We start from the raw sequence: 13,131 nt of genomic DNA on the forward strand, positions 1-13,131 counted from the left end.
TTCGTATCGTGCAGCCGAGGCGGCCGGGTCAGCGGTTGACGGCTTCGAGCGAACGCAGCGACTTGTGCGCCGCGTGCGCCACTGCCTCGGCGGTGATGCCGAACTCCTGGTACAGCACCTTGTAGTCGGCGGAGGCGCCGAAGTGCTCCAGGCTGATGATCTGGCCGTGGTCACCGACCAGGTCGCGCCAGCCCAGGGCGATGCCGGCCTCGACCGACACCCGGGCCTTGACGCTCGGGGGCAGCACCTGGTCGCGGTAGGCCTGGTCCTGCTCGTTGAACCACTCGACGGACGGCATCGAGACCACCCGGGTCGGGATGCCCTCGGCCTCCAGGGTCTCGCGGGCCTTGACCGCGAGCTGCACCTCGGAGCCGGTGCCGATCAGGATCACCTGCGGCACGCCGGTCGAGGCCTCGGCCAGCACGTAGCCGCCCTTGGCGGTGCCGTCGGCGGAGCCGAAGACCTCGCGGTCCCAGGTGGGCACGCCCTGGCGGGTCAGCGCCAGGCCGACCGGGCCGGGGTGGGTGGTCTGGCGCTCAAGGACGGTGCGCCAGGCGACGGCCGTCTCGTTGGCGTCGGCCGGGCGGACCACCGACAGGCCCGGGATGGCGCGCAGCGCGGCCAGGTGCTCCACCGGCTGGTGGGTCGGGCCGTCCTCGCCGAGGCCGATCGAGTCGTGCGTCCAGACGTAGGTGACGGGCAGCTTCATCAGCGCGGCCAGTCGGACCGCCGGGCGCATGTAGTCGGAGAACACCAGGAAGGTGCCGCCGTAGACCCGGGTCCCGCCGTGCAGCGCGATGCCGTTCATGGTCGAGCCCATGGCGTGCTCGCGGATGCCGAAGTGGATCGTCCGGCCGTACGGGCCGGCACCCTTGAGCGGGTTGCCCTCGGGCAGGAACGAGCTGCCCTCGTCGATGGTGGTGAGGTTGGACTCGGCGAGGTCGGCCGAGCCGCCCCACAGCTCCGGGATCAGCGCGCCCAGCGCCTTGAGGGTGTCGCCGCTGGCCTTGCGGGTGGCGACGTCCTTGCCGGCCGGGAAGTGCGGGATCTCCTTCTTCCAGCCGTTCGGCAGCTCGCCGGCCTGGATCCGGTCGAACTCGGCGGCCCGGGTCGGGTTGGCCGAGCGCCACTCCAGGTAGGTCTGCTCCCATTCGGCGCGGGTGGCCTTGCCGCGCTGGATCACCTGGCGGGCGTGGCTGAGCACCTCGTCGCTGACCTCGAAGGTGCGCTCCGGGTCGAAGCCCAGCACCTTCTTGGTGGCGGCGATCTCCTCGGCGCCGAGGGCCGAGCCGTGCGCCTTGGCGGTGTTCTGCGCGTCCGGCGCCGGCCAGGCGATGATGGTGCGCATCGCGATCATGGACGGGCGCGAGGTCTCGGCCTTGGCGGCGGCCAGCGCGGCGGCCAGCGCCTGCACGTCGATGTCGCCGTTGGCCTTGGGCGTGACCCGCTGCACGTGCCAGCCGTAGGCCTCGTAGCGCTTCAGCACGTCCTCGGAGAAGGCGGTGTGGGTGTCGCCCTCGATCGAGATGTGGTTGTCGTCGTAGAGCGCGACCAGGTTGCCCAGCGCCTGGTGGCCGGCCAGCGAGGAGGCCTCGGCGGAGATGCCCTCCTCCAGGTCGCCGTCGGAGACGATGGCCCAGATGGTGTGGTCGAACGGCGAGGTGCCGGCCGCCGCGTCCGGGTCGAACAGGCCGCGCTCGTAGCGGGCCGCCATCGCCATGCCCACGGCGTTGGCGATGCCCTGGCCGAGCGGGCCGGTGGTGGTCTCGACACCCGCGGTGTGGCCGTGCTCCGGGTGGCCCGGGGTCCGGCTGCCGTGCACCCGGAACGACTTCAGGTCGTCCAGCTCCAGGCCGTAGCCGGACAGGAAGAGCTGGGTGTAGAGCGTCATGCTGGTGTGGCCCGGCGACAGCACGAAGCGGTCGCGGCCGACCCAGTTGGGGTCGGTCGGGTCGTGGCGCAGGAAGCGCTGGAAGATGACGTAGGCGGCCGGAGCGAGGGCCATCGCGGTGCCGGGGTGCCCGTTCCCGACCTTCTGCACCGCGTCCATGGCCAGCACGCGGGCCGTGTCCACCGTGCGCTCGTCCAGCGCGGACCAGTCAATTGCGTTCGTCGGCGTCGTGCTCACCCTTCTCAGGGCTCCTTCCGTATTGAGGTATGACCCCGTGAAGGGACCGGGTCGGCGGCCACGACACTGTGGGCCTGACGCATGTTCGGTGTAGCCGGTCACGGAGGGTTGATCCCGCTTAAGGGCCGAGCCTACCGTCCGCGTCGGGGCCCGCCTTCCGTACCGGCACAACCGGGAGTTTCGAGCTGGGATTCCCGGTCGTACTGTGTGGAGTGCGGCGGTGGCGCCGGTACCACCTTCACCCGGTTTCGAGGGGCCCGCTCCCCGGCGAACTGCACAGTTCACCCACGGGAGTGCGGTAGGGCCCCGTCAGGAGACCCCGGGGCGGATCGCCATATATGCACCGTCTAAGGTGGCGTGGTACGCGCAGCGTGAACGGATTCACGAGCACATTCGACCCGGGGACGTCTGCGAAGATTCATCTTCAGTTGGGGTGTTCGTGACCGCCGTCGAATCCCGCCCCGCCGGGGTCCTCGGGACGACCCCCCCACACCGGCCACTGGGGGCCCGTGTCGGGGCATTTGTCGCACTGACCAAGCCGCGGATCATCGAGCTGCTGCTGATGAGCACCGTGCCGGTGATGTTCCTGGCGCAGCGCGGGGTGCCCGACCTGTGGCGAGTGCTCGCGGTGGTCCTCGGCGGCTACCTCTCGGCCGGCGGCGCCAACGCGCTCAACATGTACTACGACCGCGACATCGACGCGCTGATGAGCCGGACCGAGCGGCGCCCGCTGGTCACCGGGATGGTCTCGCCGCGCGAGGCACTGGTCTTCGGCATCACGCTGGGCGTGGTCTCCACGCTCTGGCTGGGCTTCCTGGTGAACTGGCTGTCCTCCGGGCTGGCGCTGGCCGGGCTGCTGTTCTACGTCTTCGTCTACACCATGGGCCTGAAGCGGCGCACCGCGCAGAACATCGTCTGGGGCGGGATCGCCGGCTGCATGCCGGTGCTGGTCGGCTGGGCCGCGGTCACCGACTCGCTCTCCTGGGCGCCGGTGGTGCTCTTCCTGGTGATCTTCTTCTGGACGCCGCCGCACTACTGGCCGCTGTCGATGAAGGTGCGCGACGACTACGCCAAGGCGGGCGTGCCGATGCTGCCGGTGACCGCCGGCAACCTGGCGGTGGCCAAGCAGATCGTCGCGTACAGCTGGATCATGGTGGCGGTCTCGCTGGCGCTCTGGCCGCTGGACCACACCAGCTGGCTCTACCCGAGCGCGGCGGCCGTGCTGGGCGCGTTCTGGCTGAAGGAGGCGCACGGGCTGTACGCGCGCGCCAAGGCCGGTGTGGTGGGCGCCAAGCTCAAGGAGATGCGGCTCTTCCACTGGTCCATCACCTACCTGACGCTGCTGATGGTCGCGGTCGCGGTGGACCCGTTCCTGCGCTGACCGACTTCTGGACCACGCTCTACAGCTGGCTCGGCCCCACTCGGGTGCCGAGCCAGTCGTGCAAGGGGCGGGCGCCGCGCAGGAAGGCGACGATCTTCTTCTTGGCCTCGGCCGTGCCCAGCCACGGCTCCACCGGCCACTCCTGCCAGGCGATCAGACCCTTGTGCCGCAGCAGCTCGATCCGCGGGTGGTCCTTCGGGTAGCCGCGCGGTGCGGTCTTCAGGGAGTTCAGCCCCACCACCTCGATCCGCTTCTTCGCCAGCCCCGCGAGCACCCGCTCCAGCTCCCGGCCGGTGACGTCCTCGGCGACCGCGCTGCGGTAGCGGTCGAGCTGGTCCGCGGCCAGGTGGTACATCCCGAGCCCGGCGGCCAGCCCGTTGGCCGACAGCTGCACATAGCCGCCCCGCTCCAGCACCGCCCCGATGTGCGTCTTGTACGGCGACTTGTCGGCGCTGAACCGCAGGTCGCGGTTCGGGCGGAAGATCTTGCCAGGTCCGAACTCGTCCTCCAGCTCCGCCAGCAGCGCGGCCATCGGCCCGTACACCGCCTCCTCGTAGAACGCCTTGTGTGCGGACCAGTAGGTCCTGGAGTTGTCCGCCTCCAGGCCCTCGTAGAACTCGAGGGCCTCGGCGGGCCAGCCGCGGAAGGTCATGAAGCTAGGCTAGATCCATCGGAAGGCGCTGTGGCCCGTGGCACACGCCCCTACCGTCGCCAGCCCCTCTACCCGTGGGTAGCATGCCGACATGAGCAGCGCAGAGACCCTCACCCCCGCCGCGGACGCCCGCACCGAGCGTCGCGCGAAGCGCATCGCCAAGCACCTGACCGCCTTCAGCAAGCAGCACGGCGGCAGTGCCGACGGCGTGGTGGAGTACGTCGGCCAGTCCGCCACCCGGATCGTGGTGGTCGGCGCGGACGGTTCCTGGGGCGACCAGGTGGCCCCCAGCTACGCCGTCGGCCGCCGGGCCGCCGAGCTGGCCGGCATCACCCTGCACGACTCCTTCGAGGGCGAGCTCGGCCTCAAGGTGCGCACCGGCCCGTACGAGTGGAAGCGGATGGCCGGCATCCAGCTCGGCGGTTGATCGCCTGATCGCCGATACGGCGAGGCCCTGGCCCCCCGGGTGCGGAGTGGGGGCCAGGGCCTCTGTCGTGCCGTGCTTCCGTACGGTGTTCAGGCGGCGGCGGTCTCCAAGGCGGCTTCCTGGGCCGGGAGTTCCGTCGGCAGCTCACCCCGGGTGCGCAGCGCCAGCGGGATCCGCACGGCGGCGATCAGGACCAGCGAGGCGCCCAGCATGTGGATGCCGACCAGGATCTCCGGCGCGTCGGTGAAGTACTGCACGTACCCGATCACCGCCTGGGCCAGCAGCACCAGGAACAGCTCCCTCGCCCGGGCCTTGGCCGGCGCCGGCGCCTTCACGGCACCGAGGATGAACACCATCGCCAGCGAGAGCCCGACGGTGAGGAAGACGAAGTCCGCGTGCACCTGGGTCAGCTGGTCGTAGCTGAGCCACGCGATCCGCGGCACGTCGCTGGAGTCGCCCGGGTGGTGCCCGGCGCCGGTCACCAGGGTGCCCGCGGCCACCAGCGCCCAGGTCACCCCGACCAGCAGGTAGCTCAGCTTGCGCAGCGGCTCCGCGACCAGCGGCCGCACCGGCCCGTCGCCCTCCTTGCTGCGCTCCCAGCTCAGCACCGCGATCCACAGCAGCGCCAGCGCCGAGAGCATGTGCGCGCCCACCACGTACGGGTTGAGGCCGACCAGCACCGTGATGCCGCCGAGCACCGCGTTGCTCATCACCACCCAGAACTGCACCCAGCCCCACTTGGTCAGGCTGTGCCTCCCCCAGCCTCCGGCCGGGGGGACCCCCATAGGCCGGGAGCACCGGGCCGCCAGGATGAACCAGCCGACCGCCGCGCACAGCACGTACGTCAGGGTTCGGTTGGTGAACTCGATCTTGCCGTGCAGTCCGTTGGCGGGCGTCGGCGTGATGCTCTCACCGTTACACGTGGGCCAGGTGTGGCAGCCGAGCCCGGACCCGGTCAGCCGCACGGCGCCACCGGTCACCACGATCACGACCGCCATGACGACGGCTGACATCGCGGCCCGGCGGACGATGACGGGGGAGGGCTGCCAGCGCTCGGCCAGCAGCGAGAAGGGGGTACGCACGCCCCTCATCCTAGGTCGCCTTATAGCGGATCTTGCGGCGGGGGAGCGGGGGCGGGGACAGCAACAGGGGGCCGGGACCGTCTTCAACCGAGTAGGGAATTGCACCGCGGGTCCATGGGGGCCGAGTGGACTTCGCGCCTGGTCTTGGAATCTGGTGATCGCTACTTCCTGGCCCGGGACGCCTCGGGAAACCGGTATGCCTCCTGCTTTCGGAGCAGGAAGCCGGTCGACCACAGCGCGTAAACGTCGGTGCGATTCGTGTCGACCTGGACCGTCGAGGTCCGTCCGGATCGCAGATTGTTCAGCGGTTCTTGGTGACTCGCATTCGCGGGGGCGAGGTCCGCCATGGCCCGCAGGAAGGCGATCACCAGGGTGGCGAGGACCGCTGCCCCTGATGAGGTGTTCGGGAAGTCCGCCGGGGCGTAGGAGCGCTCTGAGCGCTGCACCTCGTGGGTGCGGGCGGGGTCTGAGGCGTGGCGACAGCGTGTGGTGCAGGTGGTATCGGTGGCGGGATTGCTGTGGTGGCCAGGTGGGGGGCCGCAGCTGGGAAGGCCTGACGATATGTCAATAAATCCTGTGCTCTCCCGATGATCAGGAATGATCGCCAGGGGGCGCATTCGGCTGTGCATGATCCCGGGCATGGAACGGGCTGAACCGCCAGTTCTGTTCCGGTCGTTCTGTTTGGGGGATATGCCGCCACAGGGAGCGGTAGAGTCCCGGGCACCAGATGTAGCCGGTCGCTCACGATCATGCAACGTCCGTGCTGCGCAACATAGTTGGGGAGGATCACGTTATGGCACGACTGGGGCGGATCTCCGGCCGCTTGGCCGGGGCCGGGGCGCTCGCGGTGGCCGGCGTTGTCACGTTCGCGGGTGTGGCGTCGGCGCACCAACCGGACAAGTCGCGGGACTGCACCTCGTTCACCCTCGATCTGCACAGCTACCCGACAGGCGCCCAGGCCAACTGGGTCACCGTGACGGTCAACGGCAAGGAAATCGTCACGCACGAGTACTTCTCGGGTACGTACAACCCGGCGCCGTTCCCGGCCAAGCCGACGGACACGGTGACCTTCCACGTCCACACCAAGGACGACCCGGACGAGAAGAACCACCAGTGGAGCGGCGACTTCACCGTCCCGCAGCCGCCGAACTGCCCGTCGCCGTCTCCGAGTCCGTCGCAGTCGACGACGCCGCCTCCGCCGCCGAGCCCGTCGCACTCGCAGACGCCGCCCCCGCCGCCGAGTGCCACGCCCACCACCCCCGCACCCACCACCGCGCCGCCCACCACCGCCGCCGCCGTGCCCACCCCGTCCGCCACGCCGACCAAGCCGTCGCTCGCCTACACCGGTGGCGGTAGCGATGCCGGCCTGATCGCCGGGATCGGCGCTGGCGTGGTCGTGGTTGGTGGCGGGCTGGTGTTCATGACCCGGCGCCGTGCGGCTGGGCGTCACAACTGAACGTGAATAACCAGCCGTTGAGCTGATGACGGCAGGACAGCTGTGGGGCGGTGACCGATCGGTCACCGCCCCACAGTCGTCAAGGCCGAGCGGATCACTCCCAGCGGAAGAACCGCGCCGCAGCCGCCAGCGCCACCACCGCCCAGCCGGCCAGCAGCCCGAGGTCGCCCCACGGCACCCCCGCGCCGTTCTGCAGCACGGACCGCAGCCCGTCCGAGAGCGCGCTGATCGGCAGCAGTTCCAGGACCGAGCGCACCGCGCCCGGGAACTTGGTGAGCGGCACGATCACCCCGCCCGCGAGCAGCAGCAGGATGAAGACCAGGTTGGCCGCCGCCAGGGTGGCCTCCGCCTTGAGGGTGCCGGCCATCAGCAGGCCGAGCCCGGAGAAGGCGGCGGTGCCCAGGACCAGCAGCAGCGCCACGGAGACCACACCGCCGTGCGGGGACCACCCCAGGGCCAGCGCGATCACCGACAGCAGCGCCACCTGCAGCGCCTCGGTGACCAGGACGCACCCGGTCTTGGCGGTGAGCAGCGCCCAGCGCGGCAGCGGGCTGGCGCCGAGCCGCTTGAGCACGCCGTAGCGGCGCTCGAAGCCGGTGGCGATGGCCTGCCCGGTGAACGCGGTGGACATCACCGCGAGCGCCAGCAGGCCCGGGGCCAGGAAGTCGACGCGCTTGCCGGGGCCGGTCACCGACACCACGTCCACGGCGCTGAACAGCACCAGCAGCACGGTCGGGATCACGACGGTGAGCAGGAGCTGCTCGCCGTTGCGCAGCAGCATCTTGGTCTCGAACGCGGTCTGGGCCAGCAGCATCCGGCCGACCGGCGCCGCGCCCGGCCGCGGCGAGAAATCGGTGGTCGTCATGAGCGCAGCTCCCGTCCGGTCAGTTCGAGGAAGACCTCTTCGAGGGTGCGCTGCCGCACGGTCACCCGCTCCGGCAGCACCCCGGTGGAGGCGCACCAGCCGGTCACGGTGGCGACCAGCTGCGGGTCGACCGGGGAGGCCTGCACCCGGTAGCGGCCCGGGGTGGGCTCGGTGGCCGAGGCGCCGTCGGGCAGCACCTTGATCAGTCCGCCCAGGTCGAGGCCGGCGGGCGCCTCGAAGTGCAGGCTGTCCTCGGCGCCGCCCCGGCACAGCTCGGCGGGGCTGCCTTCGGCGATCACCTTGCCGTGGTCCACGATGGCGACCCGGTCGGCGAGCTCCTCGGCCTCCTCCATGTGGTGGGTGGTGACCACCACGGTGACGCCGTCCCGGCGCAGGTCGCGGACCAGCTCCCAGGTGGCGCGGCGGGCCTGCGGGTCCAGGCCGGCGGTGGGCTCGTCCAGGAAGACCAGCTCGGGGCGGCCGACCACGGCCATCGCCAGGGCCAGGCGCTGCTGCTGGCCGCCGGAGAGCCGGCGGTAGCTGGTGCGCCCGCAGGAGTCCAGGCCGAGCCGCTCGACCAGGGCGTCCACGTCCAGCGGGTGGGCGTGCAGCTTGGCGGTGTGGCGGAGCATCTCGACGGCCCGCGCGCCGGCGTACACGCCGCCGGCCTGCAGCATCACGCCGATCCGGGGGCGCAGTTCGGCGGCCTGCCGGACCGGGTCCAGGCCGAGCACGCGCACGGTGCCCGCGTCCGGCCGGCGGTAGCCCTCGCAGGTCTCGATGGTGGTGGTCTTGCCGGCGCCGTTGGGGCCGAGCACGGCGGTCACGGCGCCGCGGTCGATGCGCAGGTCCAGGCCGTCCACCGCGGTTTTCCCGGCGTACCGCTTGACCAGGCCGGCGATCTCGACGGCGGGGTTCGGATGCATACCCGGCAGTGTAAGAGCCGTTGACATGCGGGCTTCCGGCGCGGTCCGCCGGGGGAGGGGCGGGGAGGGCCGGCGCGGGCGACCGGCCGGAGGGACGGGTCGGGGCGGCCTGGAGCGGGGAGTCGGGGCGGTGGGCCGGAGCGAGCGTGTGCCGGCGGCCCGGCGTGGGGAGCAGGGGCGGCGGGCCGGAGGGAGTGGGCGCGGGCGGGGAAGCCGGGAGCGGGGAGTCGGGAACGGCCGAAGTAAGGCTTGCCTGAGTGACGGATCCCACCGCTGAGGCGTCGATCACCGCTTGTTCGGTCGGAACTAATTACGCAACAATGGTGTTGTGAAAAACACGCGTGAGCACCTGACGCAGCAGGAGGCCGAGTCGGCCCCCGGTTGCTCGGTGCCCGCGACCTCGGCGGAAGTCCTGCTGGACGGCCACCGGGCGACTCGGGACCGGGTCGCCCGCTCCATCCTGGACCACGGCCCGTCCTCCGCCGCCGACCTGGCCAACCGGCTCGGGCTGACCACCGCAGCCGTCCGCCGTCACCTGGACGGCCTACTGGCGGCCGGCTTGGTCGTCTCCCGCGAGCAGCGGGTCTACGGCAGCCGCGGCCGGGGCCGCCCGGCCAAGGTCTTCGCCCTCACCGAGTCCGGCCGGGACGCCTTCTACCAGGCCTACGACCAGCTCGCCGCCGACGCGCTGCGCTGGATCGCCGAGGCGGTCGGCGGCGGCAAGGCGGGTGAGGAGGCGGTCGCCGCCTTCGCCCGGGCCCGCTTCGGCCGGCAGGGCGAGAAGTACCTCAGCGCGCTGCAGCAGGCCACGGCCGATCAGCGCACCGAGGCGCTCGCCGAGGCCCTGAGTGCCGACGGGTACGCTGCCACGGTGCGGCGAGTGCCCAGCGGATCGGCCGGCAAGGCCCCTGCGGGCGCCCAGCTCTGCCAGCACCACTGCCCGGTCGCGCACATCGCCGAGCAGTTCCCCCAGCTCTGCGAGGCGGAGACCGAGGTCTTCTCCCAGCTCCTGGGCACCCATGTGCAACGGCTGGCCACCATCGCCCACGGCGACGGGGTCTGCACCACCTATGTGCCGGCACCCGGTGCCGCACCGTCGCCCCGCCAGGGCACCGGTGCAGCGCCGACTGCCGGTACGACCACCGAACCACCCGCTACGTCCGCGCGGAGGAGTCCCGCATGACTGACACCGTTTCCCACCCCGAGCTCGAGGGTCTGGGTACCTACGAGTACGGCTGGTCGGACCCCGACGCGGCCGGCTCGGTGGCCAAGCGCGGCCTGAGCGAGGAGGTCGTCCGCGACATCTCGGCGAAGAAGTCCGAGTCGGAGTGGATGCTCAACCTGCGCCTCAAGGGTCTGAAGCTCTTCGGCAAGAAGCCGATGCCGACCTGGGGTTCCGACCTCTCGGGCATCGACTTCGACAACATCAAGTACTTCGTGCGCTCGACCGAGAAGCAGGCGGAGTCCTGGGAGGACCTGCCGGCCGACATCAAGGCGACCTACGACAAGCTCGGCATCCCGGAGGCGGAGAAGCAGCGCCTGGTCGCCGGTGTCGCCGCGCAGTACGAGTCCGAGGTGGTCTACCACCAGATCCGCGAGGACCTGGAGCAGCAGGGCGTCATCTTCCTGGACACCGACACGGCGCTGCGCGAGCACCCGGAGCTGTTCCAGGAGTACTTCGGCACCGTGATCCCGCCCGGCGACAACAAGTTCGCCTCGCTGAACACGGCCGTCTGGTCCGGCGGTTCGTTCATCTACGTGCCGAAGGGCGTGCGCGTCGACATCCCGCTGCAGGCCTACTTCCGGATCAACACCGAGAACATGGGCCAGTTCGAGCGGACCCTGATCATCGTCGACGAAGACGCCTACGTGCACTACGTCGAGGGCTGCACCGCGCCGATCTACTCCTCGGACTCGCTGCACAGCGCCGTGGTCGAGATCATCGTCAAGAAGGGCGGCCGCTGCCGCTACACGACCATCCAGAACTGGTCGAACAACGTCTACAACCTGGTCACCAAGCGCGCCGTGGCGTACGAGGGCGCGACCATGGAGTGGGTCGACGGCAACATCGGCTCCAAGGTCACCATGAAGTACCCGGCCGTCTACCTGATGGGCGAGCACGCCAAGGGCGAGACCCTGTCGATCGCCTTCGCCGGTGAGGGCCAGCACCAGGACGCCGGCGCCAAGATGGTGCACCTGGCGCCCAACACCTCGTCCAACATCGTCTCCAAGTCGGTGGCGCGCGGCGGCGGCCGGACCTCCTACCGCGGTCTGATCGAGATCGGCGAGGGCTCCAAGGGCGCCAAGTCCAACGTGCTCTGCGACGCGCTGCTGGTCGACACCATCTCCCGCTCCGACACCTACCCGTACGTGGACGTCCGCGAGGACGACGTGTCGATGGGCCACGAGGCGACCGTCTCCAAGGTCAGCGAGGACCAGCTCTTCTACCTGATGAGCCGCGGCATGACCGAGTTCGAGGCGATGGCGATGATCGTCCGCGGCTTCGTCGAGCCGATCGCGCGTGAGCTGCCGATGGAGTACGCGCTGGAGCTCAACCGGCTGATCGAGCTGCAGATGGAGGGTTCGGTCGGCTGACGCATCGTCAGCAACCGTTGCCCATCCGAACTTTGAGACTGCCTCGAATTGAGAAAGTGAGCACCACGAACAGCTATGGCTGAGCAGAACACTTCCGGCTCCACCACCGCCGGGTCGATCGAGGTCGGGACCGCCGGCGCCGGTGCGCAGCTGGCCGGTCCCGGCACCGGCCGCGCCGAGGTGCGGCAGCCGATCGACGCCCGCGTCGCGGTCAAGCCGTCCTATGACGTGACCGACTTCCCGGTGCCCACCGGCCGCGAGGAGGACTGGCGGTTCACCCCGCTGCACCGCCTGGCGGGTCTGCACGACGGCACTGCCGTTGGTGCCGAAAAGGGCAACGACAAGGTCGAGTTGGGCCTGCCGGACGGCGTCACCGCCGAGACCGTCGGCCGCGACGACGCCCGGATCGGCAAGGCCGGCAAGCCCGTTGACCGGGTCGCCGCCCAGGCCTACAGCGCCTTCGAAGAGGCGCTGGTGGTGACCGTCCCCCAGGACGCGGTGCTCACCGAGCCGGTGAAGATCGACGTGCACGGCGAGGGCGGCGTCCGCTTCGCCCACGTGGTGATCGACGTCAAGCCGTTCGCCGAGGCCGTCGTGGTGCTGAACCACACCGGCACCGGCACCCGGGCGGCCAACGTCGAGCTGCTGGTCGGTGACGGGGCGAAGCTCACCTTCGTCTCCGTGCAGGACTGGGAGCGCGACGCGGTGCACGCCGCCCAGCAGACCGCGCTGATCGGCCGGGACGCCTCGCTGAAGTCCGTGGTGGTCACCTTCGGCGGCGACCTGGTCCGGATCCACCCGCGGGTCACCTACGCCGCCACCGGCGGCGAGGCCGAGCTCTACGGCCTCTACTTCGCCGACGCCGGCCAGCACCTGGAGCACCGGCTGCAGATCGACCACGACACCCCGCACTGCCGGTCCAACGTGGTCTACAAGGGCGCGCTGCAGGGCCAGGACGCGCACGCGGTCTGGGTCGGCGACGTGCTGATCCGCGCCGCCGCCGAGGGCACCGACACCTACGAGCACAACCGCAACCTGGTGCTCACCGACGGTGCCCGGGTCGACTCCATCCCCAACCTGGAGATCGAGACCGGCGAGATCGTCGGTGCCGGGCACGCCTCGGCGACCGGCCGGTTCGACGACGAGCAGCTGTTCTACCTGCAGGCCCGCGGCATCCCCGAGGAGGAGGCCCGCCGCCTGGTGGTGCGCGGCTTCTTCGCCGAGCTGGTCCAGCAGATCGGCGTGGCCGAGATCCACGACCAGCTGATGGAGAAGATCGAGTCCGAGCTGGCGGGTGTCGCGTGAGCTTCATGCGGGTTTGCTCGCTGAGCGAGCTGGCCGAGGACACCCCCAAGCGGGTCGAGGTCGACGGGGTGCCGGTCTCCGTCGTGCACACCGACGGCGAGGTGTTCGCGATCAACGACATCTGCTCGCACGCCAATGTGTCGCTCTCCGAGGGCGAGGTCGAGGACTGCCGGATCGAGTGCTGGCTGCACGGCTCCAGCTTCGACCTGCGCACCGGCAAGCCCTCCGGACTGCCCGCCACCAAGCCGGTTCCCGTTTACCCCGTAAAGATCGAAGGGGACGACGTGCTCGTCTCCGTCACCCAGGAGTCCTGA

At 70.6% G+C, this 13,131-nt stretch carries 13 protein-coding genes; 7 read left to right on the forward strand and 6 right to left on the reverse strand.

Features of this window, described 5'->3' with window-relative positions; genetic code table 11:
• Positions 1-28: 28 nt before the first annotated feature.
• A complete protein-coding gene (gene tkt / locus P3T35_RS15395) occupies positions 29-2,128 on the reverse strand; it encodes a transketolase (protein ID WP_280706301.1) in 2,100 nt (699 codons plus the stop codon).
• A gap of 439 nt (positions 2,129-2,567) precedes the next feature.
• Between tkt and P3T35_RS15400 the strand changes: the two genes are divergently transcribed.
• Entirely contained in the window at positions 2,568-3,509 is a 942-nt protein-coding gene (locus P3T35_RS15400; RefSeq protein ID WP_101385329.1) for a heme o synthase, read from the forward strand.
• Positions 3,510-3,528: 19 nt separating this feature from the next.
• Here the strand turns inward: P3T35_RS15400 and P3T35_RS15405 are convergent, their stop codons facing one another.
• Entirely contained in the window at positions 3,529-4,161 is a 633-nt protein-coding gene (locus P3T35_RS15405) for a DUF2461 domain-containing protein (protein ID WP_101382632.1), read from the reverse strand.
• 91 nt (positions 4,162-4,252) lie between these two features.
• Between P3T35_RS15405 and P3T35_RS15410 the strand changes: the two genes are divergently transcribed.
• Positions 4,253-4,588, forward strand: a complete 336-nt coding sequence (locus P3T35_RS15410; RefSeq protein ID WP_101382633.1) for a hypothetical protein — start codon at positions 4,253-4,255, stop codon at positions 4,586-4,588.
• Between the two features lie 89 nt (positions 4,589-4,677).
• Here P3T35_RS15410 and P3T35_RS15415 read toward each other — a convergent pair whose 3' ends face one another.
• Both P3T35_RS15415 and P3T35_RS15420 read right to left on the reverse strand, forming a co-directional pair.
• Complete coding sequence (locus tag P3T35_RS15415) at positions 4,678-5,679, reverse strand: COX15/CtaA family protein (protein WP_101382634.1); 1,002 nt, start codon at positions 5,677-5,679, stop codon at positions 4,678-4,680.
• Between the two features lie 152 nt (positions 5,680-5,831).
• Entirely contained in the window at positions 5,832-6,116 is a 285-nt protein-coding gene (locus P3T35_RS15420; RefSeq protein ID WP_101382635.1) for a hypothetical protein, read from the reverse strand.
• Positions 6,117-6,463: 347 nt separating this feature from the next.
• Here P3T35_RS15420 and P3T35_RS15425 point away from each other — a divergent pair, with 347 nt between their 5' ends.
• Complete coding sequence (locus P3T35_RS15425; RefSeq protein WP_180356617.1) at positions 6,464-7,126, forward strand: hypothetical protein; 663 nt, start codon at positions 6,464-6,466, stop codon at positions 7,124-7,126.
• 94 nt (positions 7,127-7,220) lie between these two features.
• Here the strand turns inward: P3T35_RS15425 and P3T35_RS15430 are convergent, their stop codons facing one another.
• Positions 7,221-7,991: an ABC transporter permease gene (locus P3T35_RS15430; RefSeq protein ID WP_101382636.1), complete on the reverse strand. Its 771-nt coding sequence runs from the start codon at positions 7,989-7,991 to the stop codon at positions 7,221-7,223.
• The gene (locus tag P3T35_RS15435) at positions 7,988-8,917 is read right to left on the reverse strand and encodes an ABC transporter ATP-binding protein (RefSeq protein ID WP_101382637.1); all 930 of its coding nucleotides are present in this window, start codon (positions 8,915-8,917) and stop codon (positions 7,988-7,990) included. The genes P3T35_RS15430 and P3T35_RS15435 overlap by 4 nt, the downstream gene beginning before the upstream one ends.
• A gap of 388 nt (positions 8,918-9,305) precedes the next feature.
• Here P3T35_RS15435 and P3T35_RS15440 point away from each other — a divergent pair, with 388 nt between their 5' ends.
• The 4 genes from P3T35_RS15440 (at position 9,306) to P3T35_RS15455 (ending at position 13,131) form a co-directional block, all read left to right on the forward strand.
• Positions 9,306-10,100, forward strand: a complete 795-nt coding sequence (locus P3T35_RS15440; RefSeq protein WP_101385330.1) for an HTH domain-containing protein — start codon at positions 9,306-9,308, stop codon at positions 10,098-10,100.
• Positions 10,097-11,512, forward strand: coding sequence for a Fe-S cluster assembly protein SufB (gene sufB / locus P3T35_RS15445; protein ID WP_101382638.1), 1,416 nt, complete (start codon positions 10,097-10,099; stop codon positions 11,510-11,512). Before P3T35_RS15440 ends, sufB begins: the two co-directional genes overlap by 4 nt.
• A gap of 75 nt (positions 11,513-11,587) precedes the next feature.
• Positions 11,588-12,817, forward strand: a complete 1,230-nt coding sequence (gene sufD / locus P3T35_RS15450; RefSeq protein ID WP_101382639.1) for a Fe-S cluster assembly protein SufD — start codon at positions 11,588-11,590, stop codon at positions 12,815-12,817.
• Entirely contained in the window at positions 12,814-13,131 is a 318-nt protein-coding gene (locus P3T35_RS15455; RefSeq protein ID WP_101382640.1) for a bifunctional 3-phenylpropionate/cinnamic acid dioxygenase ferredoxin subunit, read from the forward strand. The genes sufD and P3T35_RS15455 overlap by 4 nt, the downstream gene beginning before the upstream one ends.

It is taken from the genome of Kitasatospora sp. GP30 (assembly GCF_029892145.1).
GTDB lineage: Bacteria > Actinomycetota > Actinomycetes > Streptomycetales > Streptomycetaceae > Kitasatospora > Kitasatospora acidiphila.